The organism is Roseateles sp. GW821-FHT02E12, from assembly GCF_059421665.1.
The window spans coordinates 348,467-369,852 of the sequence record NZ_JBWKVK010000005.1; the positions used below are offsets into that span (position 1 = coordinate 348,467).

General features: G+C 68.1%; 23 protein-coding genes. 14 read left to right on the plus strand and 9 right to left on the minus strand.

All coding sequences use genetic code 11. The features are described 5' to 3' along the window. Nucleotides 1–104 precede the first annotated feature (104 nt). Genes AC07V5_RS28815 through AC07V5_RS28840 form a run of 6 tightly spaced genes read left to right on the plus strand, consistent with a single transcriptional unit; the run spans nt 105 to nt 8,005 of the window. Entirely contained in the window at nt 105–839 is a 735-nt protein-coding gene (locus AC07V5_RS28815; protein ID WP_495119047.1) for an SDR family oxidoreductase, read from the plus strand. A gap of 10 nt (nt 840–849) precedes the next feature. After that, nucleotides 850–1,749 carry an alpha/beta fold hydrolase gene (locus tag AC07V5_RS28820; RefSeq protein WP_495119048.1) on the plus strand — a complete coding sequence of 300 codons (900 nt, stop codon included), beginning with the start codon at nt 850–852 and terminating at the stop codon, nt 1,747–1,749. 60 nt (nt 1,750–1,809) lie between these two features. Then, entirely contained in the window at nt 1,810–3,822 is a 2,013-nt protein-coding gene (locus tag AC07V5_RS28825; protein ID WP_495119049.1) for a molybdopterin-containing oxidoreductase family protein, read from the plus strand. After that, nucleotides 3,819–4,880: an aminopeptidase gene (locus AC07V5_RS28830; RefSeq protein ID WP_495119050.1), complete on the plus strand. Its 1,062-nt coding sequence runs from the start codon at nt 3,819–3,821 to the stop codon at nt 4,878–4,880. Before AC07V5_RS28825 ends, AC07V5_RS28830 begins: the two co-directional genes overlap by 4 nt. Continuing rightward, nucleotides 4,846–5,382: a GNAT family N-acetyltransferase gene (locus tag AC07V5_RS28835; protein WP_495119051.1), complete on the plus strand. Its 537-nt coding sequence runs from the start codon at nt 4,846–4,848 to the stop codon at nt 5,380–5,382. The genes AC07V5_RS28830 and AC07V5_RS28835 overlap by 35 nt, the downstream gene beginning before the upstream one ends. Nucleotides 5,383–5,422: 40 nt before the next feature. Continuing rightward, nucleotides 5,423–8,005, plus strand: coding sequence for an FG-GAP-like repeat-containing protein (locus AC07V5_RS28840; RefSeq protein WP_495119052.1), 2,583 nt, complete (start codon nt 5,423–5,425; stop codon nt 8,003–8,005). A gap of 54 nt (nt 8,006–8,059) precedes the next feature. On the opposite strand, the gene AC07V5_RS28845 is transcribed toward AC07V5_RS28840, so the two are convergent. From AC07V5_RS28845 to AC07V5_RS28855, 3 genes are read right to left on the minus strand one after another with little or no spacing between them, the layout of a single operon-like run. Then, nucleotides 8,060–8,635: a hypothetical protein gene (locus AC07V5_RS28845; RefSeq protein WP_495119053.1), complete on the minus strand. Its 576-nt coding sequence runs from the start codon at nt 8,633–8,635 to the stop codon at nt 8,060–8,062. 19 nt (nt 8,636–8,654) lie between these two features. Further along, nucleotides 8,655–9,617, minus strand: coding sequence for an aldo/keto reductase (locus AC07V5_RS28850; RefSeq protein WP_495119054.1), 963 nt, complete (start codon nt 9,615–9,617; stop codon nt 8,655–8,657). 3 nt (nt 9,618–9,620) lie between these two features. Continuing rightward, entirely contained in the window at nt 9,621–10,388 is a 768-nt protein-coding gene (locus AC07V5_RS28855) for a tetratricopeptide repeat protein (RefSeq protein WP_495119055.1), read from the minus strand. A gap of 114 nt (nt 10,389–10,502) precedes the next feature. On the opposite strand from AC07V5_RS28855, the gene AC07V5_RS28860 reads away from it, so the two are divergent. Beyond that, complete coding sequence (locus tag AC07V5_RS28860) at nt 10,503–10,832, plus strand: polyhydroxyalkanoic acid system family protein (RefSeq protein ID WP_495119056.1); 330 nt, start codon at nt 10,503–10,505, stop codon at nt 10,830–10,832. A 93-nt stretch (nt 10,833–10,925) separates the two neighbouring features. On the opposite strand, the gene AC07V5_RS28865 is transcribed toward AC07V5_RS28860, so the two are convergent. Next, nucleotides 10,926–11,177, minus strand: a complete 252-nt coding sequence (locus tag AC07V5_RS28865) for an acyl-CoA-binding protein (protein ID WP_495119057.1) — start codon at nt 11,175–11,177, stop codon at nt 10,926–10,928. Nucleotides 11,178–11,284: 107 nt separating this feature from the next. Between AC07V5_RS28865 and AC07V5_RS28870 the strand changes: the two genes are divergently transcribed. Next, nucleotides 11,285–12,706 (plus strand): wax ester/triacylglycerol synthase family O-acyltransferase, encoded by a 1,422-nt coding sequence (locus AC07V5_RS28870; protein ID WP_495119354.1) that lies wholly within the window; start codon nt 11,285–11,287, stop codon nt 12,704–12,706. A 3-nt stretch (nt 12,707–12,709) separates the two neighbouring features. On the opposite strand, the gene AC07V5_RS28875 is transcribed toward AC07V5_RS28870, so the two are convergent. The 4 genes from AC07V5_RS28875 to AC07V5_RS28890 all read right to left on the minus strand — a co-directional run bounded on the left by AC07V5_RS28875 (nt 12,710) and on the right by AC07V5_RS28890 (nt 15,114). Further along, nucleotides 12,710–13,063 carry a hypothetical protein gene (locus AC07V5_RS28875; RefSeq protein WP_495119058.1) on the minus strand — a complete coding sequence of 118 codons (354 nt, stop codon included), beginning with the start codon at nt 13,061–13,063 and terminating at the stop codon, nt 12,710–12,712. A 120-nt stretch (nt 13,064–13,183) separates the two neighbouring features. Further along, on the minus strand, nt 13,184–13,522 hold the full coding sequence (locus AC07V5_RS28880) for a hypothetical protein (RefSeq protein WP_495119059.1): 339 nt from the start codon (nt 13,520–13,522) through the stop codon (nt 13,184–13,186). Nucleotides 13,523–13,649: 127 nt separating this feature from the next. Then, nucleotides 13,650–14,423: a hypothetical protein gene (locus AC07V5_RS28885; protein WP_495119060.1), complete on the minus strand. Its 774-nt coding sequence runs from the start codon at nt 14,421–14,423 to the stop codon at nt 13,650–13,652. A 31-nt stretch (nt 14,424–14,454) separates the two neighbouring features. Next, complete coding sequence (locus AC07V5_RS28890; protein WP_495119061.1) at nt 14,455–15,114, minus strand: TetR/AcrR family transcriptional regulator; 660 nt, start codon at nt 15,112–15,114, stop codon at nt 14,455–14,457. A gap of 61 nt (nt 15,115–15,175) precedes the next feature. On the opposite strand from AC07V5_RS28890, the gene AC07V5_RS28895 reads away from it, so the two are divergent. The 5 genes from AC07V5_RS28895 (at nt 15,176) to hisD (ending at nt 19,131) form a co-directional block, all read left to right on the plus strand. Next, nucleotides 15,176–16,096, plus strand: coding sequence for an ABC transporter ATP-binding protein (locus tag AC07V5_RS28895; protein ID WP_495119062.1), 921 nt, complete (start codon nt 15,176–15,178; stop codon nt 16,094–16,096). After that, complete coding sequence (locus AC07V5_RS28900) at nt 16,093–16,848, plus strand: ABC transporter permease (protein ID WP_495119063.1); 756 nt, start codon at nt 16,093–16,095, stop codon at nt 16,846–16,848. Before AC07V5_RS28895 ends, AC07V5_RS28900 begins: the two co-directional genes overlap by 4 nt. An 86-nt stretch (nt 16,849–16,934) precedes the next feature. Continuing rightward, nucleotides 16,935–17,174, plus strand: a complete 240-nt coding sequence (locus AC07V5_RS28905; RefSeq protein WP_495119064.1) for a BolA family protein — start codon at nt 16,935–16,937, stop codon at nt 17,172–17,174. Beyond that, a complete protein-coding gene (gene hisG / locus AC07V5_RS28910; RefSeq protein ID WP_495119065.1) occupies nt 17,171–17,827 on the plus strand; it encodes an ATP phosphoribosyltransferase in 657 nt (218 codons plus the stop codon). The genes AC07V5_RS28905 and hisG overlap by 4 nt, the downstream gene beginning before the upstream one ends. Next, the gene (gene hisD / locus AC07V5_RS28915) at nt 17,824–19,131 is read left to right on the plus strand and encodes a histidinol dehydrogenase (protein WP_495119066.1); all 1,308 of its coding nucleotides are present in this window, start codon (nt 17,824–17,826) and stop codon (nt 19,129–19,131) included. The genes hisG and hisD overlap by 4 nt, the downstream gene beginning before the upstream one ends. Before the next feature lie 3 nt (nt 19,132–19,134). Here hisD and AC07V5_RS28920 read toward each other — a convergent pair whose 3' ends face one another. Continuing rightward, nucleotides 19,135–20,448 (minus strand): GNAT family N-acetyltransferase, encoded by a 1,314-nt coding sequence (locus AC07V5_RS28920; protein ID WP_495119067.1) that lies wholly within the window; start codon nt 20,446–20,448, stop codon nt 19,135–19,137. A gap of 87 nt (nt 20,449–20,535) precedes the next feature. Between AC07V5_RS28920 and AC07V5_RS28925 the strand changes: the two genes are divergently transcribed. After that, nucleotides 20,536–21,384 (plus strand): substrate-binding periplasmic protein, encoded by an 849-nt coding sequence (locus tag AC07V5_RS28925; RefSeq protein WP_495119068.1) that lies wholly within the window; start codon nt 20,536–20,538, stop codon nt 21,382–21,384. Nucleotides 21,385–21,386 lie beyond the last annotated feature (2 nt).

The window sequence follows — 21,386 nt, forward strand, 5'->3', positions numbered from 1 at the left end:
TGCACGAGTCGGCCAACAAGGCCGTGCGTCAAAAGGGACGCGGCATCCGAGTATCGAGTCCACGGCAAACAAGCCGCTCAACCACAGACTCAAAGGAAACCATCATGTCTTCACGCTTCACCGACAAGACTGTCCTCGTCACTGGCGGCACTTCCGGCATCGGCCTGGCTGCCGCCCGCGCCTTCAAGGCCGAAGGTGCCCACGTCATCATCACCGCCCGTCCCGGCAAGCAGCATGAGGCAGAAGGCTTCGAGCTGGTGGCCCTGGATGCGTCCGACGTGCTCGGTGCCCGCGCCCTGGGTGCCCACCTCGCCGCCGCCGGCCGCACGCTGGATGCCGTGTTCGTCAATGCCGGCATCGCCGAGTTTGCGTCCCTGGCCGACGCCAGCGAAGACCTTTGGGACCGCACCTTCAACACCAATGCCAAGGGCGCCTTCTTCCTGATCCAGGCGCTGCGCCCGGTGCTGGCCAAGGGTGCGTCCATCGTGCTGAACGGCTCCATCAACGCCCACATCGGCATGCCCAACTCGGCCATCTACGCCGCCAGCAAGGCCGCGCTGATCTCCATGGCCAAGACGCTGTCGGCCGAGCTGCTGCCCCAGGGCGCCCGCGTCAATGTCATCAGCCCCGGCCCGGTGACCACGCCGCTTTACGGCAAGCTGGGCTTCGACGCCGACACGCTGACCCAAGTCGCCGCGCAGATCCAGAGCCAGATCCCGCTGGGCCGCTTCGGCACCGTCGAAGAGATCGCCTCCACCGTGCTGCACCTGTCCGCTCCCGAGTCGGCCTTCATCGTCGGCACGGAAATCATCGTCGATGGCGGCATGAGCCAACTTTGAGGAGGACACCATGAAGCGCTTCATCTCCGCCATCGCCACCCTGTTGCTCGCCGTGGGCGTGCAGGCTGCCACCATCGAAGACCGCACGGCCACCGCCAACGGCGTGCAACTGCACTATCTGCAAGCCGGTGCCGCAGGCGAAACGACCGTCGTGCTGCTGCACGGCTACACCGAGACCAGCCATATGTGGCGGCCCTTGATTGACAAGCTGGCCGACCGCCGCATCGTCATCGCGCCTGACCTGCGCGGTGCTGGTGGCTCGGCCAAACCCGACGGTGTCTACGACAAGAAGACGCTGGCGCAGGACGTGCACGCCCTCGTCAAGAGCCTGGGCCACCGCAAGGTCAAGGTGGTGGGCCACGACATCGGCCTGATGGTGGCCTATGCCTACGCGGCCCAGTACCCGGACGAGGTGGAGAGCATCGTGCTGATGGACGCCTTCCTGCCCGGCGTGGGCGACTGGAAGAACGTCTGGCTGCTGCGCGACCTGTGGCACTTCCACTTCCACGGCGACACCGCGCTGCAACTGGTGGCCGGCCGGGAGCGCATCTACTTCGAGCACTTCTGGAACGACTTTGCGGCCGACAAGACCCGCTCGCTGTCGGAGGCCGACCGGCAGTTCTACACGGCGGCCTATGCGCAGCCGGGCGGCATGAAGGCGGGCTTCGGCTACTTCAAGGCGTTCGAGCAGGACGCGGCAGACTTCGCCGGCTTCGCCAAGGTCAAGCTGCAGCAGCCGATGCTGGTGCTGACCGGTGAAAAGGCCTCGGGCACCTTCCTGATCGAGCAGGCCAAGCTGGTGGACGCCAACGTCGAGGGCGTCGTCATCAAGGGCTCGGGCCACTGGCTGATGGAAGAGGCTCCTGCCCAAACCATCCCGCGTCTAGTGGACTTCCTGAACCGCAAGTGACCCAGGCGGCGCGGGTGGCGACAATCACGGTTCTGCCTGAATCGCGATTGCCTGATTGACATGCACACCCGTACCGTCCTCGGCGCCTGCCCCCACGACTGCCCCGACACCTGCGCGCTGCAGATCACCGTCGAGAACGAGCGCGTCATCAAGGTACAGGGCCGCGCCGACCACCCCAGCACGCATGGTGCGCTGTGCACCAAGGTCTCGCGCTACGCCGAGCGCACCTATCACGCCGAGCGCCTGCTGCACCCGCTCAAGCGCGTCAGCAAGAAGACCGAGGCGCCTGCCTTCGTGCAGGTCAGCTGGGCCGAGGCCATCGCCGACATCGCGGCGAAGCTGAAGGCTATTCCAGACCCCCAGGCCATCCAGCCCTACAGCTATGCCGGCACCATGGGCCTGATCCAGGGTGAGGCCATGGCCGGCCGGTTGTGGAACGCACTGGGCGCAGCGCGGCTTGACCGCACCATCTGCGCCTCCGCCGGCGGCGCCGGCCTGGCAGCCACCTACGGCCACAAGCTGGGCATGCACACGCGCCACTTCGCCGGCGCCAAGCTTATCGTCATCTGGGGCAGCAACAGCATCGCGTCCAACCTGCACTTCTGGACGTATGCGAACCAGGCCAAGCGCGAAGGCGCCAAGCTGATCTGCATCGACCCGCGCAAGACGGAAACCGCCGACAAATGCCACCAGCACATCGCCGTGCTGCCGGGCACCGACGGCGCCCTGGCCCTGGGCCTGATGCATGAGCTGATCGCCAACGACTGGCTGGACCGTGATTACATCGAGCGTTACGTGGACGGCTGGGACGAGCTGCGCACCAAGGCGCTGGCCTGGCCGCCCGAGCGCGTCGCCGAGACCTGCGGCATCACCGCCGACGAGGTGCGTGCCCTGGCCCGCGACTACGCGACCACCAAGCCGGCGGCCATCCGCATGAACTACGGCCTGCAGCGCGTGCGCGGCGGTGGCAATGCCGTGCGCCTGATCGCGCTGCTGCCCTGCCTGACCGGCGCCTGGCGCCACCAAAGCGGCGGCGTGCTGCTGTCGGCCTCGGGCTGGAACGCGCCCTTCAAGAACGCCAACCTCGAACGTCTCGATCTGCTCGCTGGGCGCAACCCGCGCATGGTCAACATGAGCACCATCGGCGACGCGCTGCTGGCGCCTGCCTCGCCGGAATTCGGGCCACGCATCGAGGCACTGGTCGTCTACAACAGCAACCCGGTCGCCGTGGCACCTGAGTCGCCCAAGGTGGTGAAAGGCTTCCAGCGCGAGGACCTGTTCACTGTCGTGCTCGAGCACTTCATGACCGACACGGCCGACCTCGCCGACTACGTGCTGCCCGCCACCACGCAGCTGGAGCACCTGGATGTGCACACCTCCTACGGCCACACCGACGTGCTGATGAACCAGCCGGCCGTCGCGCCCATGGGCGAGGCCAAGACCAACACGCAGATCTTCCGCGAGCTGGCCGCAGCGATGGGCTTGGATGACGCTTGCTTCAGCGATACCGACGAGCAGTTGGCCGCGCAGGCTTTCACAGCGGACATCGACCTGAACCAGTTGCGCGAGCAGGGCTGGCTGCCGTTGCCCATTCCCGAGGCGCCGTTTGCCGAAGGGGGTTTTCGCACCCCCAACGGCCGCGCGCAGGCCGCTGGTGCCGACTACGTGCCCAACTACGAAAGCGCCCAGGCCTCGCCCGAGCTGGCCGCGCGCTTTCCGCTGGCGATGATCTCGCCGCCGGCACGCAACTTCCTGAACTCCAGCTTCGTCAACGTGAAGAGCCTGCGCGACATCGAGGGCGAACCCATCATCGAGATGCACGCCGACGACGCCGCCGCGCGCGGCCTGGGCGATGGCGCGATGGTGTCGGCCTTCAACGACCGCGGCCGCTACGTCGCCAAGCTCAAGGTCAGCAAGCGCGCACGGCCCGGTGTCGTCAACGGCCTGGGCGTGTGGTGGCGCAAGCTGGGCGTGCAGGGCACCAACGTCAACGAGGTCACCCACCAGAGGCTGACCGACATGGGCAACGCGCCTGCGTTCTACGACTGCCTCGTTGAAGTGGAAGCGGCTTGATCCGTCGTCTGCTGCTTTCGGTTTCTCTGCTGGCCCTGAGCGGCTGCGGCGCCGTCGGCCACTGGGGCCAGGCCGCGGGTGGCCATCTCGGCATCATCCGTGCCGCCCGGCCCGTGCAGGACTGGCTGGCCGACCCCGCGACGGCGCCCGAGCTGGCCGACAGGCTCAGGCTCTCGCAGCAGATGCGAGACTTCGCCAGCAGTCGCATCGCGCTGCCCGACAACAACAGCTACCGCCGCTACGCCGATCTCGGCCGCCCGGCCGTCGTCTGGAACATCGTGGCCGCGCCCGAGTTCGGCTTCCAGCTCAAGACCTGGTGCTATCCGCTGATGGGCTGCGCCGGCTACCAGGGCTGGTTTGACCGTGATGCTGCTCAAGCCCATGCCGACGCGCTGAAGGCCGAGGGCTGGGAGGTGCAGGTGCAGCCCATTCCCGCCTACTCGACGCTGGGCTGGAGCCGCTGGCTCGGTGGCGACCCGCTGCTGAACACCTTCATCCGCTACCCCGAGGGGGAGCTGGCGGCCATGATCTTCCACGAGCTGAGCCACCAGCGCGTCTACACCAGCGACGACACCGGCTTCAACGAGGCCTATGCCAGCGCCGTCGAGCTGATCGCTGCGCGCGAGTGGCTGGCGAGCAAGCCCGAGGTGCTGGCCGCTTTCGAGGCCGGCCGTGCGCGCCGGGCGCGCTTCCTGGCGCTGGCTAGGGAAGGGCGTGAACGGCTGTTGACCATCTACGCCGGCCCGGCCGAGTCGCGCGCCGCAGCCAAGGCCGCCGTCATGGCCGAACTGCGCGAGCGTGCGCCCAAGGAGGCGCCGGGCTACGAGGCCTGGTTCCAGCGCGCCAACAACGCCAGCTTCGCCATCCTGTCGGCCTACGACGAATTGGTGCCGGCCTTCATGCGTCTCTTTGAACGCGAAGGGCGCGACTGGGTGAAGTTTCACGCTGCCGTCGAGCGCTTGAAGCCGCTCGAGCGCGCTGAACGTCGGGCTACATTGCAAGGCCTTGAAGGAGGCCTTGCGCATGAAGCTCACCCTGCGACGAGTCAAACCCGCTGACGCCGCCGCCATCGCCGAACAGTTCGGCGATCCCGAAGTCTTTGGCGGCACGCTGCAGCTGCCCTTCGCCAGCGAGGAGATGTGGACCCAACGCATCGCCGGCATGAACCCGCCGGCGCCGGGCTCCACCGAGCTCGTGCTGGCCGCCGTGCTGGACGACAAGGTGGTGGGCCTCGCCGGCCTGCACTCGGCCGGCCCTTCGGTTCGCCGCCGCCACGCCATGTCGCTGGGCATCACGGTCGCCAAGGCCAGCCAGGGCCAGGGCGTCGGCCAGGCGCTGATGACGGGCCTGCTGGACTACGCCGACAACTGGGCGCAGATCCTGCGCATCGAGCTGACGGTCTATCACGACAACGCGCGGGCCATCCGGCTCTACGAGCGGCATGGCTTCGAGCACGAAGGCCGCTTCAAGGCCTATGCCATGCGCCACGGGATTTACGACGACGTGCTGAGCATGGCGAGGCTGCATCCGCGCCCGCCGTCGCTGCGACAACCGGTATAAATGTGCCGGCCGCGACTGCGGCCAATCAGGGAGCTAGGGCATGACGACAAGAGATCCGGCCCGCGGATGGGCCTTGCTGGGCGTGAGCCTGTGTGCGTCGCTGTTGCTGGCCGCCTGCGGCGGTGGCGGTGGTGGCGGGTCGACAGACGGCGGTGGCGGCGGCGGAGGTGGCGGGGGTGTCACCATCACGCTGAGCGCGGACGTCTACCCGCTGGCCAGCGGCGACCGGCGCAGCTGGCGCGTGACGGCCGGCTCGGGCGTGGGCTCGGTGCGGCACGAGCGCGTTGGCGAGGCCGTGGCCGGTGCCCTGATCGTGCGCGGCGGCGGCAACAACCTGCAGCAGCCCACCGACGACGAATACCTGCAACGCAGCGCGACCGGCATCTCCAGCGTGCCGGGCCCGAACAGTGATGCGCTCACGCGGGCCGCTGGCGCCGTCGAACTGCTGAGGTTCGGTGCCGCCCAGGGGCAGAGCGTGGTGCTCTACGAACGCAGCCTCAGCGCCGACGTTGACGGCGATGGCCGCGCCGACAGCGTGGACCTGCGCGTCGAGGCCCAGTTCGTCGGCGTCGAGGCCCTGACGACGACGCTGACAGCTTTCGCCGAAGCCTCTCATGTGCGGACGAGCATCCGCTCGGTCGTGCGCCTGGCCGGCACGACCGCCAGCCACACGATCAACCAGACGGTCGACGACTGGTATGTCGTCGGCATCGGCCCGGTGCGCACCTCGTCCAGCACCACCACGGACGGTGGCGTGGCCGACGTGGAAACCGAGGACGTCATGGCCTACGCCGTCGGCTCGCGCCACAGCGAATCTGTCGCCCCGACGGTGGCGCAGGCGCTGCCTGTGAACGACAGCCTGAGCCGGCCCGACACCGAGCTGCGCCTGAGCTTCAGCGAGCCCATCGACCCGCTGTCTCTGCGTGGCGACACCGGCCTGAAGCTGATGCTCAATGGCAACCCGCTGGTACCCCAGGCGCTGCAGCTCAGTGCCGACGCCAAGACGCTGACCATCTTCACCACCACCTATCCCTTGGCCGACGGCCGCTACGAGCTGCGCAACGGTGGCCAGGTCAGCGACTGGGCGGGCAACGCGGCGCCGGCCGTGCTCAGCAGCTTTCGCGTCGACACCACCGGGCCGCGCCTGCAGTCCTCATCGCCGGCCCAGGGCGCGGACGAGGCGCCGCTGAGCGGCACGCTGAGCTTCACGTTCAACGAGCCCGTCGTCGTGCCGCCGGGCGTCGAGCTCAAGGTGCTGATCCAGCCTGATTCGGGCGGCACCGCGCAGCAGCTGCCGGCCACGCTTCAGGGCAACAGCGTCGTCGCCACGCTGACGACACCGTTGCAGCCCAACACGGCCTATTTCGCCTCTGTCGGGCTGGGCCTGACGGATGCTGGCGGCAACCCGATGGGGGATACCGCCCTGCGTTTTCGCACCGACCCCGGCCCCTTCGGTCGGCCGCAGGCCTGGGCCGGCAATCTGCAGATCGGCTCCCTTGCGGTGGCTGACGTCGATGGCGATGGGCGCAGCGACCTGGTGTTCACCGCGCTGGTCCCGGGCGGTGCCTACTTCGTCGGCGCACGCCTGCAGAGCGCTGACGGCCGTTATGGCGACGTCCGGCAGCTGTACGTCTTCACGGGCAGCACCTTCTGCGGCATGCGTGGCCTGGCCGTGGGCGACCTGGACGGCGATGGCCGCGCCGACATCGTGGTGCATGGCGAATGCAATCAGCAGGCGACCACCATCCTGCGCCAGCGCAGCGACGGCAGTTTCTCCGCCGAGGCTTCGCCGGTGGACCTGTCGCTGGGAGCTATTGCCGTGATGGACGCCGCCGCGGGCCAGTCGGGCGTCGTCGGCGTGACGACGCAGGGCCTGAGCCATCTGCGCCGGCTGGCCGATGGCACCTGGCAGCAGACGCTGCTGGCCGCTACCTCGACCTTCGACGTCCGCGACTGGCGGGCCGCCGACCTGAACGGTGACGGCCGCGCCGACCTCGTGTGGGTGCAGTCCAGTGCCAGCGGCTTCGAGCTGGGCTGGGCATTGCGCACCGCCACGGGCTGGGGTGCGGTGCAGACTCGCCCTCTGCCGGCGAGCACGCCCCGCGCGCTCGCAGCCGGGGATTTCGACGGCGATGGGCGCCTGGATATCGCGCTGGCGATGGACACCGGGGTGTCAGGGCCTGCCAGCAATGGCGAGGTCTGGGTGCTTCGGCAGACCGCCTCGGGCGGCTTCGGCGACCCGCTGCGGATGGCCACAGCCTGGGCCGCGTCGGCGCTGCTCGTGGCCGACCTGAACGGCGATGGCCGTGCCGACATCGTCGTGTCGCACGACATCCTCTGGCGCACGGGTGTGCTGCTGCAGTCCAGCGCCGGCGCGTTCGAGGCCGAGCGCTTGTTCGAGTCCGCCTACGGCTACTTCACCGGCCGACGCCCGCTGGCCCTGCTGGACCTGAACGGTGACGGCCAGAAGGATCTGGTGCAAGCCGAGGTGCTGCTGCCCGGTCGCGCATTCACCGGCGCCTGGCCGCTTGGGGTCGCTGCGCCTGCGCCGGCGGCACGGGCCAATGCAGTGAGCCGGCCGCTGCGGGCGACGAGTCAGGCGCTGGGTGCTGGGGCGCGGTGAGTCTGGCGATCAGCACAGCGCGCAGGGCGGCCTGAGGCAATCGTTGGTGCGGACCTAGCTGCAGACGTTGTAGGTCGTCACGGTCCGGTTCTCTAGGTCGCATTCGAATACCAACGTGACGCCCTCGGTGTCGCCAGCTCGGCCCCACATCGAAAAGCCAATGGTGGCAGGGGGCGGAACCAGCGCGACCATGTCGGTCGGTTGCTCGCGGGGCAGGTTGGGTGCTCGCGCGCAAAACTCTTGCCAAGACTCTCGCGTCGGTGCCCCAGCCTCCAATGGGACGAACGGCAGCAACTCCGGATAGCCGCGATACGGCCAATCCGGCGTGGGCTCGCCCAGCAGGCCCGACGGGACGCTGAGAGTTCCGAAGTCCTTGAAGTCGTATCGAAGCAAACCACTGTCGTAGAACAGTCCGTGGACCAGCGGCACTTGCTGCACGGCGTGACGCTCCTCATGTCCGTACAGTTGGCCGAGGTGGAGAGTGGCGATGTGATGCAGAGGCTTGGCGAGCTTCTGCCCGGTCACTTCCCGCTCTAACGGGCCGCCGAACCAGGAAGGCGAGTGCGCAGTGCTGCGCAACAGGGGCGTCACTGTGCCCGCGCGATAAATGACAACGAGCGCTTCGTTCATGCGCGATGGGTTCCCTGCCTCAAGGCAACGCCTGCCCCCGCGCTGCCACGTACAACCGATACCACTCATCCCGGCTCAGTTGGATCTTCACGGCATCGCCGCAAGCCCGAATCCGCTCCGCGTTGCCGCTGCCAATGACCGGCTGAATGCCCGCCGGATGCCGCAGCAGCCAGGCCAGCAGCACGGCGTTGGCCGTCGTGCTGTGCGCCTGGGCAATCTCATCGACCACGGCCGCTGCCTTGGACGCCGCCGGATCGTTGAACCGCCCCTGCGCGAGCGAGCCCCAGGCCTGCAGCTGCACGCCGTTTTGCTGCGCGTACTCCAGCGTGCCGGCCCATGCGACGCCGCCCGGCCTTGCAACCGCCTGCGGGTCGTTGAAGGTGGTGCCGACGTCGATGGCGTCGAGCTTGGCCAGGCTCAGCTCCAGCTGGTTGGCGACGATGGGCTCGGCGAGGGCTGTCTGCAGCCAGCGCATCTGCCCCGCGTGCATGTTGGACACGCCCAGGTGCCCGACCTTGCCCGCGGCCTTGAGCCGGCCAAAGGCGCGGGCAACCTCGGCGGGTTCCATCAGTGCGTCGGGGCGGTGCAGCAGCAGGATGTCGATGCGCTCGACGGCCAGGCGCTTCAGGATGCCGTCGACGCTGTGCTCGATGTACTCGGCGCTGAGGTCGTAGCGGCCGGGGTTGGTGTCGTCGCCAAAGCGGATGCCGCATTTGCTCTGCAGCCGGATCTTGGCGCGCAGGCCTGGGCTGCGCTTGAGCAGTTCGCCGAACACGGCCTCGGCCTTGCCGCGGCGGTAGATGTCGGCGTGGTCGAAGAGCTTGATGCCGATGTCCAGCGCCGCTTCGACGGCCGCGTGGGCGTGGGCGATGTCGGCTTCGGTAATGGGGCCGCCACTCCAATCGCCACCGAGGGCCATGCAGCCGTAGACGAGGGGGCCGACGTCGATCAGGTGAGCGTTGAGCGGCAGCGTGCGAGACATGGGCTAGGCGATGGAAGTGGGGCCGGCATCATGCGCCAGCGGGTGGCTGTTACGCCAGCCGAACAGGCCGGCCAGCGCTGCGACCAGGCCGGCGGCGACGGCCGTGATGCTGGCGACGCGCAGCAGGCGGCGGCGCTGCTGGCGGGTCAGCATGGCTTTGCGCGCGGGGTTGCGGGCCAGGTCGTGCATCAGCGTGATCTCGTGCTGGCGCTCTTCGACGGCGCGGGCGAGTTCGTCGCCGTGTTCCAGGCGCCGGGCGAGGTCACGCACGGCGTCCAGCTCGCGCTGGCGGATGCGCAGGCCCGGCGCTTTCAGCGGGCTGCCCAGGGCGCGGGCGCGCAGGAACAAGGCCTTGGCGGCGAGGCGGTCGGGCTGGCAGCCCCAGCCGGCGTCCAGGCAGCTGGCGAGGTTGAAGGTGGCGTCGGCATGGCCTTGTGACGCGGCGGCCGTGTAGAGGGCCACGCCGCGCGGGGCGTCCGGGTCGCCGCCCCAGCCGGCGACGAGCATGCGGGCGAGGTGGAACTTGGCGGTCAGGCTGCCTTCGGCGGACGCGCGCTCCAGGCGCTCGCGGGCCTGCACGGGGTCGCGCGGCAGGCCCAGGCCTTCGAGCTGGCAGAAGGCGAACATGGCCAAGCCTTCCGCGTCGCCGGAGTCCGCGGCGACGCGGAACCAGTAGACGGCCTGCTCGTGGTCGGGCTCGACGGCGCGGAAATACGTCAACCCCTCGGTGAGCGGGTCGAGGGTGTGCGGGTCGGGATCGACAAGGCGCATGGCTCCTCCCTGGACGGCGGGCGGGCTTGGTTGCCCGGCTTTTGCGGCGGGAAGTATGCGTGCAAATGCGGCACCAGCGTTAGAGTGCGCGGCAAGAGACAAGGAGAGCCGCCGATGGCCGAGATCCGTATCCACCGAGACCATGCCCTGGGCCTGAAGAAGGCGCGCGAGATTGCCTGGAAATGGGCCGAGCAGGTCGAAGAGAAGTTCGACATGGAATGCACGGTGCACGAGGGCGACGACGGCGATACCGTCGAGTTCACCCGCTCCGGCGTGAAGGGCGAGCTGACCGTCGCGGCCGACCACTTCGATCTCGTCGCCCAGCTCGGTTTTCTGCTCGGCGCTTTCAAGAAGACCATCGAGGGCGAGATCCAGAAGGAACTCGACTCGCTGCTGGAGGCGAGTGCCAAGAAGAAAGCGCCGGCCAAGAAGAAGCCGGCTTGAGCGCAGGCCCAGCCGGCTTTCCGGGGCGCCGACGGCAGCCCGATCAGTGAGGACGGAGCTGCCGGCGGTGCCGGCAGGTCCATCCCCAAGACATTAGCGGAGCGACTCGATCAGGTCGACGTACTGCTGCATCGCGTCGTCGCTGCCGGTGCCCTTGAGTTCGTTCCATGCGTCCCACTTGGCGCGGCCGACCATGTCGGTGAAACCAGGGCGCTTGCCGTCGACGTCACCGGCGCTGCCCTGCTTGTAGAGCGCGTACAGCTTCAGCAGCGTCATGTTGTCCGGCCGCTCGGCCAGGTTCTTGGAGTCGGCGACGGCGGCTTCGAATTGGTCTTTCAGGCTCACGGGGGTTCTCCAGGCTGAATCAGGGGCGTCGATCTGGTGACAATCAGTCGACGGGCCAGCAAGTTTAGGCCCCGAAAAACAACTCCAGAGGAGACACAGTGGGCCAGATGAGCGAACGCATGTCCAAGGTGGATACCGCCTGGCTGCGCATGGACACCGAGGCCAACCTGATGATGATCGTCGGGGTCTGGTCCATCCGCCCCGGCATCGCGCTGGGCAGCCTGCGCGAGCGGGTGGCCGAGCGGCTGCTGCAGTACCCGCGCTTTCGGCAGCGGGTCGTCGAGGATGCGCTGCTGGGCGCCCAGTGGGTGGCGGACCGCGATTTCGACATCGCCCGCCACGTCATCGCCGAGGTGCCGCTGCCCATGCCGGGTGAGTCGCGCGAGCAGGTGTTGCGCGAGCGCGTCGGCGAGCTGTGTTCGCAGCCGCTGGACCCGGCCCACCCGCTGTGGCAGTTCCAGCTCATCGAGGACATGGGCGACGGCACGAGCGCGTTGATCGCCCGCATTCACCACTGCATCGCCGACGGCATCGCGCTGATCGCGGTGATGCTGTCCATCACCGACGGCGGCAAGGCGCCGCCCAAGCGCGCGCCCCGCGTCGAGGAGGAGCCGGACTGGCTGCTCGACGCCTTCCTGCGCCCCATCAGCAACATGACCGTGAAGGCCATCGGCCTGACCGGCAAGGGCGTTTCCAAAGGCGTCGACACGATGATGTCGGGCAACACGCCGATGGACGCATCGATGGAGATGGCCCGCATGGGCTATCAGGCCGTGTCCGACGTGGCCGCCTTCGCGCTGATGCCCGATGACTCGCCCACGCGCCTCAAGGGCAAGCCCACCGTGGGCAAGACCGTGGCCTGGGACGACAGCCTGGCGCTGGACGAGGTGAAGGCCGTGGGCAAGGCACTCGGAGCGTCCATCAACGACGTGCTGCTGGCCTGCGCGGCCGGTGCCATCGGCAAGTACCTGGCCGACAAGGGCGAGGACCCGGCGGGCAAGGAGATCCGCGCGATGGTGCCCGTCAACCTGCGCCCGCTGGAGCACGCCTGGCAGCTCGGCAACCGCTTCGGCCTGGTGCCGCTGGTGCTGCCCATCGGCATCGCCAACCCCATCGAGCGGCTGTTCGCTGTGCGCGCGCGCATGAGCGAGTTGAAGGGCAGCTTCCAGCCCGTGATGGCCTTCGGCCTGCTGTCGGTGGCGGGCCTGCTGATCAAGCCGGTGCAGCACGCGATGCTGAACATCTTCGCCAAGAAGGCCACGGCTGTGATGACCAACGTGCCCGGCCCGGCCGAGGCGCTGAAGTTCTGCGGCTCGACGGTGGAGAAGGTGATGTTCTGGGTGCCGCAGTCCGGCGACATCGGCATGGGGGTCAGCATCCTGACCTACGCCGGCCGCGTGCAGTTCGGCCTCATCACCGACACCGGCCTGTGCCCCGACCCCGAAGCCATCATCGCCAACTTCGCGCCCGAGTTCGAGAAGCTGCTGCTGCTGTCGCTGATGCTGCCTTGGGGCGGGGACACCGCCTAGGTCTCACTTCGGCTTGGGCAACGCCACCGTCGTGCCAGCGGGCTTCTTGGCCTTGGGCTTGCCGGCAGCGGTGGGGTAGGCCATCGCGACGGTGCCCGGGTCGGCCTTTTCGAGGTAGGCCGTGTACTGCGCTTCATCGCAGGGCTTGGCGTCGTTGTAGTAGCGGCTGTCGCCCTTGTAGCGCTCGCCGGTAAAGGCGGGGCCTGAGCTACCGGGCGGGTAGTAGGCGCTGTAGCTGGCGTAGCTCTGCGCGCAGCCGTCGCGCAACGTGGCCTGGGCGTGATCCGCAGGCGTGTTGGCGGCGAGGGCGGGTAGGGCGGACACCAGAGCGGCAATCGTGATTGCGAGGACTCTCATGGTTGACCTCCGTACTGCTAGGGGCAAACCAGAGGTTACGCCTTGGCGGCAGCAAATGCACGCATTGAGCGGGCATGAAAAAAGCGCCCGAAGGCGCCCTTTCGCGGAACGGACGGCAGCTCAGAGACGGAAGGGCTCGGCCTTCTTCTTGGCGGTCGGGCGGCCGGCAGCGGTCGGGTAGGCAGCCATCACCTTGGCCGGGTCGGCCTTGTCCAGGTAGGCGGCGTATTGCTGCTGGGTGCAGGCCAGCAGCTTGCCGGGCTTGGCTTCACCCTTGTACTTGCCGTTGGCGTAGACGAACTGATACTCGTTCGCGGCGACCGGCGTCACGATGCTGCTCGTGTCGGTGTAGCTCTTGGCGCACTCGGCGCGCAACTCGGCTTGTTCGGGCGTGGCGTTGTTGGCGGCCTGGGCGGCAAAGACGGTCACGGCGGCGAAAGCGGGGATCAGGAACTTCATGGCGCGGTCTCGTTTGGGGGGTGGCTGATGGGGTCGAAGCTTACGCCGCGATGCCTGGACTTGCACCCCCGAAAGCGCGGGAGACCGGGTCGTGACGAATGTCACGACCGGCCCCGGGAGGCGTGAATTACTCCTCGAGTTCTTCCTTCGCCAGCTCGATGTCGAGCAGCTCCATCGCGTCCATCGCCTCGCAGGCGGCCGCGTCGGCGTACAGCTTTTCGGCTTCCTTCATGCGCTTGTCGCCCTCCAGCATGACGAGGCCGTTGGCGCGCTCGATCATCGCGATGGCGCTGGTCGGGTTGAGCTTGATGGCCTGCTCGAACATCTTCAGCCCGGTGGCCGTGTCGGCGCCCTGGGTGCGGCCCAGCAGCTTGCCGACCTTGTCGATGACTTCGGCATGGAAGGCGCCCAGCGCGATGTGGGCGTCGGCATGCTTGGGCGCCATCGTGATGGTGGTTTCCAGCGCGTTCTTGACCTTGCTGCCCAGGCCTTGAGCGAGCGCCTTGGCAACGCTGATGCCCTGGCCGTAGCGGCCGATGGCATAGGCCTGCCAGTAGAAGGCGTTCGGGTTCTTCGGCTCTTCGCCCTGCTGCGCCTCGGCGCGCTCGGCGATCTCGAGGAACATCTCCAGCTTCACCTTCTCCTTCTTCTCAAGGTAGTTGGCGTAGATGCCCTGGGCCTTGTTCGCGACGGTGACGCCAGCGCCACCCGCGGCCAGGCCGGCGTCGTACGCGGCCTGGAAGTCACCGGCGTGGAAATGGATCCAGGCCTGCACGACGGCCGCGTCCTTGGGGAAGGGCTCGGCATCGCCGGCATGCAGGCGCGCCCAGTGCTTCTTCAGCGTGGCGGGCGTGTACACGAACGCGCTGTTGTCGTAGGGGAAGGCGGTCCACTTGGCCATCGCTTGTCTCCAGTAAGAGCTTGCTTACGCTCTATGGTTGTTGATAGTTGCCAGCCAGCTTGAAGAGGTGTTCCTTGGAAGCAGGCTCGAGGTAGGGTAGCAGCAGGCTCAACGCATGGAAGGCCCCGCGCATCAGCGCTGCGCCGGCGCGCTCGGGCTCCAGCGCACGGCGCGGGTCGCGCACGTATTCGTAGCTCAGCCAGTAGCTGACGACGACGACCATCGCGTTCGCCGTCGGCGCGGCCTCGCGCAGGTCCATCTTCAGCGCGCCGCCCAAGTGCAGGCCCGACAGCACCTGGCGCATCGCCAGCTCCTTGGCGGCGAGCAGGGCCTGGAAGTGCGTTTCCAGCCGGCGGTTCTTGAACAGCAGGTCGTTCAGGTCGCGGTAGAGGAACCGGTGCTTCCAGATCAGCTCGAAGAGCATGTGGAAGAACAGCCAGGCGTCCTCCACGTTGCGCACGTTGTCGGCTGCGGCCAGCAGCTCGTTCAGCTCTGCTTCGTAGCGGCCGAACAGCGCGTTGACGAGCTCGTCCTTGGCCGGGTAGTGGTAGTAAAGGTTGCCCGGGCTGATCTTCAGTTCGGCCGAGATCAGCGTCGTCGACACATTGGGCTCACCGAAGCTGTTGAAGAGCTCCAGCGTGACCTCGAGGATTCGCTCGGCGGTGCGGCGGGGGCGTTTGGGCGTAGGCATGCGCGGGCCATTCTGGCAGTGATCGGCACCGAAATAGGGCTGACTTTTAGAATCGCGCCCCATGCCGAATTCAGCCTCCCCGCCCGCCATCTCTTTCGAGAACGTCAAGAAAACATACCGCGGAGGGCAGGTCAAGGCGCTGGATGGTGTCAGTTTTGACATCCACTGCGGCGAATTCTTCGGCCTGCTGGGCCCCAATGGTGCGGGCAAGACGACGCTGATCAGCGTGCTGGCCGGCCTGTCCAAGGCGACCGAGGGCCGCGTGCGCGTGATGGGCCACGACGTGGTGGACGACTACGCCGCCGCCCGCAAGGCGCTGGGCGTGGTACCGCAGGAACTGGTGTTCGACCCCTTCTTCAGCGTGCGCGAGTCGCTGCGCATCCAGAGCGGTTACTTCGGCGTTCAAAACAATGACGCCTGGATCGACGAGCTGCTGCACAACCTGGGCCTCACCGACAAGGCCAACGCCAACATGCGCCAGCTGTCCGGCGGCATGAAGCGCCGCGTGCTCGTTGCCCAGGCCCTGGTGCACCGCCCACCCGTCATCGTGCTGGACGAGCCCACCGCCGGTGTCGACGTGGAGCTGCGCCAGACGCTGTGGCAGTTCATCGCCCGCCTGAACAAGGAAGGGCACACCGTGCTGCTGACCACTCACTACCTGGAAGAGGCGGAGGCCCTGTGCCAGCGCATCGGCATGCTGAAGGCCGGCCGCATCGTGGCGCTGGACCGCACCTCGCAGCTGCTGGCCGGCACGGCGTCGACGATGCTGCGCTTCAAGACCGACGCGGTGCTGCCACCAGACATTGCGGCGAGGGCCCGGGTGACCGGGCGTATCGTGCAGGTGACGGCCCACGACGCCGCCGAAGTGGAAACCACCTTGGCCGCGCTGCGCGCCGCGGGCGTGCCCGTCGAAGACCTGGAGATCGGCCGCGCCGACCTTGAAGACGTGTTCCTCGAAATCATGCAGGGAGAACACGCATGAACGGCGCCTCCACCCTCTTCAAGAAGGAAGTGCTGCGCTTCTGGAAAGTCGCCTTCCAGACCGTCTGCGCACCCGTGCTGACGGCCGTCATGTACCTGCTCGTCTTCGGCCACACGCTGGAGAACCACGTGAAGGTCTACGACACGGTCGGCTACACGCAGTTCCTCATCCCCGGCCTCGTCATGATGAGCGTGCTGCAGAACGCGTTCGCCAACAGCTCGTCCAGCCTCATCCAGAGCAAGATCACCGGCAACCTCGTCTTCCTGCTGCTGACGCCGCTGTCGCCGGCGGCCTGGTTCGTTGCCTACGTGGGTGCGGCCATCGTGCGCGGCCTGGCCGTGGGCACGGGCGTGCTGCTGGTCACCGCCTGGTTCGCGCCGCCGGGCCTGGACAACATCCTGTGGGTGCTGATCTTCACCGTGCTGGGCGCGGGCCTGATGGGCACGCTGGGCCTGATCGCCGGCCTGTGGGCGGAGAAGTTCGACCAGTTGGCCGCCTTCCAGAACTTCATCATCATGCCGATGACGTTCCTGTCCGGCGTCTTCTATTCGGTGCACTCGCTGCCCAGCTTCTGGCTCGGCATCAGCCACCTGAACCCGTTCTTCTACATGATCGACGGCTTCCGGCGCGGCTTCTTCGGGGTCAGCGACGTGTCGCCGTGGATCAGTTTGGGAGTCGTCGGCGTGAGCTTCGCGGTGACCGCGGGGCTTGCCTTGTCGTTGCTGAAGAGCGGCTACAAGATCAGATCGTGAGCCGTGCTTGAAAGGATGCTTTGCGCAGCTCCGAAGGGCGCTGCGCCATCCCTCCCTAAAATCCGGGTTTTTCCCGAGGACCCGTGATGGCCGACCCGACCCCGCAAGAAGTGCGCGATTTCATTGCCGCAGGCCTGCCCTGCGCGCATCTCGAAGTCGAGGGCGACGGCCGCCACTTCTTCGCGACCATCGTGTCCGCCGAGTTCACCGGCCTCTCCCGCATCAAGCGCCACCAGCGTGTCTACGCCGCCTTGGGCGAGCGCATGCGCGAGCAGATCCACGCGCTGTCGATGAAGACGCTGGCGCCTGAGGAGTGGACGCAATGACCGGCCTGACCCTGGCGCTTTCCAAAGGCCGCATCTTCGAAGAGACGCTGCCGCTGCTGCGCGCCGCCGGCATCGAGGTGCTGGAAGACCCCGAGACCTCGCGCAAGCTGATCCTGCCGACCAACCGCGACGGCGTGCGCGTCGTGCTGGTGCGCGCCAGCGACGTACCGACCTACGTGCAGTACGGCGGCGCCGACCTCGGCGTGGCCGGCCGCGACGTGCTGCACGAGCAGGCGTTGGCGCAGGGCGGCTCGCATGGCCTCTACCAGCCACTGGACCTGAAGATCGCCCGCTGCCGCATGAGCGTGGCCGTGCGCGCCGACTTCGACTACGCCGCCGCCATCAAGCAGGGCTCGCGCATCCGCGTGGCCACCAAGTACACCGAGATCGCCCGCCAGCATTTCGCCGACAAGGGCGTGCACGTGGACCTCATCAAGCTCTACGGCTCCATGGAGCTGGCGCCGCTGACTGGCCTGGCCGAGGCCATCGTCGACCTCGTCTCCACCGGCGGCACGCTGCGCGCGAACAAGCTGGTCGAGGTCGAGCAGATCATGGACATCTCGTCCCGCCTCGTCGTCAACCAGGCCGCGCTCAAGTTGAAGCGCGACACGCTGCGCCCCCTCATCGACGCCTTCGCCTCTGCCATCGCATGAAGCTCGTTCGCCAACTCTCCACGGCCGCCGCCGACTTCGCGACCGAGTTCGAGCGCCTGCGCTACTGGTCGGCTGCGGACGATGCCGCCATCGAAAGCCGCGTTGCCGAGATCCTGGCCGATGTGCACCAACGCGGCGATGCGGCCGTACTGGACTACACCGCCCGCTTTGACCGCGTGAAGGTCGACAGCGTCGCCGCGCTGGAGATCACCCAGGCGGATTTGCAGGCCGCGCTGGCCTCGATCACGCCGGCTCAGCGGGACGCACTCGAAGCCGCGGCGAGGCGGGTGCGCTCCTATCACGGGCGCCAGCTCGAGGCCTGCGGCCGCAGCTGGAGCTATCACGACGAGGACGGCAACCTGCTGGGCCAGAAGGTCACGCCGCTGGACCGCGTCGGCATCTACGTGCCGGGGGGCAAGGCGGCCTATCCGAGCAGCGTGCTGATGAATGCCATCCCCGCACAGGTCGCTGGCGTCGGCGAGATCATCATGGTCGTGCCCACGCCGGACGGCGTGCGCAACCCGCTGGTGCTGGCGGCCGCGGCTGTCGCCGGTGTGCACCGCGTGTTCACCGTTGGCGGCGCCCAAGCCGTGGCGGCGCTGGCCTATGGCACCGCCACCATCCCGCGCGTCGACAAGATCACAGGCCCGGGCAATGCCTACGTCGCGTCGGCCAAGAAGCACGTGTTTGGCCAGGTGGGCATCGACATGATTGCCGGCCCCAGCGAGATCCTCGTCATTGCCGACGGCACGACGCCGCCGGACTGGGTGGCGATGGACTTGTTCAGCCAGGCCGAACATGACGAGCTGGCGCAGAGCATTCTGCTCAGCCCGGACGCTGCCTTCCTGGAAGCCGTGAGCGCCAGCATGGAGCGCCTCGTCCAGGAGATGCCGCGCGAGGCCGTCATCCGCGCTTCGCTGGCAGGCCGCGGCGCGCTGATCCTCACGCGCTCGATGGAAGAGGCCTGCGAGATCAGCAATGCCATCGCGCCCGAGCATCTGGAGATCAGCGCCGCCGAGCCGCACCGCTGGGAGCCGCTGCTGCGCCATGCCGGCGCGATCTTCATGGGTGCGTACACGAGCGAGTCGCTCGGCGACTACTGCGCCGGGCCCAACCACGTGCTGCCCACGGCGGGCACGGCGCGCTTCTCGTCGCCGCTGGGTGTCTACGACTTCCAGAAGCGCAGCAGCCTCATCGAGGTCAGCGAGGCCGGCGCCCAGCAGCTTGGACGCATCGCCAGCGTACTGGCCCACGGCGAAGGCCTGCAGGCCCATGCGCGCGCGGCCGAGCTGCGCTTGAAGTGACTCTCAGGCTGCGTCCACGGGCGCAGCCTTGAACGGGCTGCGCTCCGGCGGCTCGTCGTGCTCGGCTGTGCGGGTCAGCGCAGTGGTGATCCAGTTCAGCGCCGACACGCGGTGCCGCACCGCGCAGCTCAACGGCTCGGGCTTGCAGCCCATCTTGGCCTTGGGTTCCAGCGCCGTGCGGCCCAGGCTCAGCCGGGTGGAGCCGAAGGCGAGGGCGTCCTGCACGGTGGACTGCAGCAGCGTCAGGTAGATGGGCGCGTCGGCATTGGCCGCGCGGTCGTAGCCGATGTAATAGCCCAGCGTCGTGTCGCCGTCGTGCACGCTGGTGACGAAGCCCAGCCAGCGGCCGTTGGCATGCTCGGCCACGCGGCAGCGAAAGCGCGCCCCCAGCTCGGCCGCCATGGCCGGCAGATAGCCCGGTGTCAGCGTCGCCAGGCGCAGCCCCTGGCCTTGGTGCACCTGGCCGTAAAGCCCGTGCAGTTCGTCGGCGCGCGCCAGCATCTCCTCGGCCGTCGCCAGCCGCAGCGTCAGGCCGCCGGCCGCGCAGTCCTTCAACAGCTTCTTGGCCGCGCTGCGGTAGCCCGAGGTCATGCTGGCCAGGTAGTCGTCCCAGCTGCGCCACTCGGGCCGCAGCGTCAGCACCATGTCGGGCTCGGTCTCCACGCTGCGGTAGCCCAGCAGGCGCAGGGCCGGCGGCACGTGCTCCTCGGCCATGCCGAGATCCTTGATGAGGGCGAGGTCCGACTGGCCGTCCAGCTTGTCCGCGCGGCGCAGCCGGTAGATGGCTTCGCAGATCGCGTGCCAGAGCTGGTCGGCGTCGGCATGCGGCGCCAGTGCCATCGAGCGTGCGCCCCACACGAGCAGGTTGCCGCAGACGAGCAGGTGCTCCTTCAGCCCGGCCACCGGCACATCCACCAGCCGCTTGGCGCCCGGCTTGCGCAGCTGCGCGCCGCCCACGCTGACGCGCTGCAGCAGCAGGGCCGCCACCGGCTCGCCATCGGCATAGGCCATGGCGTAGCGCGGCTCCAGGTTGGCCGGTGCGTGCTGTTCCAGCACCCGCAGGTAGTCGCGCGACAGGAAGACGGTCTGCGCCGCCAGCGCGTCCCAGTGCGCCGGGTTGACGAAGTCGATGCGGTCCGCCAGCACCAGCTGCAGGCCCGACGACGTGCGCCGCGCAACGCGCCGGGCCTTGATGTCCTGCAACGCCTGCACCGGGTTGACCGGCTGGGGCTTGAGCCGGCCCAGCGCGCGGCCTGTGCGCTTGAGCTTGGCAACGGTGGCCTGCAGGGGCTTCTTGGCGAGGGGCGAAAGGGGCATCGATGAACCGGTTGTGACGGGACACAAAGGCTAACGCAATCGGCTTGGCGGTTGAAAGGACACCGCTGCTTCGGCTACGCTGGCGCGATGCCCCTGAGTCGTCGCGATCTCCTCCTCTCCTCGGCCGCCGTGCCCTTGGCCGCCCATGCCGCTCCGCGCCGGCTGCGCATCCCGCATGTGTCGCTCAAGGCCGAGTTGCAGCACAGCTATGCGGCCGTGCTGCTGGAGCAGGCGCTGGCTGCGGCGGGCGTGCCGGTCTTGCTGGAGCCGACTTCCGAGCTGATCCCGCAGAACCGCGCGCTGCAGGAGCTGGGCACTCGCCGCCGGCTGGACGTGGTCTGGACGATGACCTCCGTCGAGCGCGAGCAACAGGCCTTGCCCATCCGCGTGCCCCTCTTCAAGGGACTGTTCGGCTGGCGGCTGCTGCTGGCCACGCCAGAGGTTGCCGCGCGCATGGCCAGCGTGCAGACGCTCGCGGACCTGCGCCAGTTCTCGCTGGTGTCGGGACATGAATGGCCCGACACCAGCATCCTGCAGGCCAACGGCCTCAACGTGGTCGTTTCGCCCAACTACGACGCGATGTTCAAGCAGTTGCGCCTGGGGCGCGCCGACGTCTTCCCGCGCTCGGTTGAGGAGATCTGGTGGGAGCTGGAGCGCTACGGCCAGGGCCTGACGGTGGTGCCCAACCTGTGCCTGCACTACCCGGCCGCCGTCTACTACTTCGTCGCCCCGCATGACGCCGACCTGGCCGCTGCCATCTACGTGGGTCTGCAACGCCTGCGTGCCAGCGGCGCGATGGACAAGCTGTTCCTGCAGCACCACGGCGACGACCTTGCCCGCGCCAAGCTCGGTGGCCGCCGGGTCATCGAACTGCGCAACCCGCTGCTGCCGCCGCAGACGCCCATCGACAAGCCGGAGCTCTGGTACCGGCCCTGATG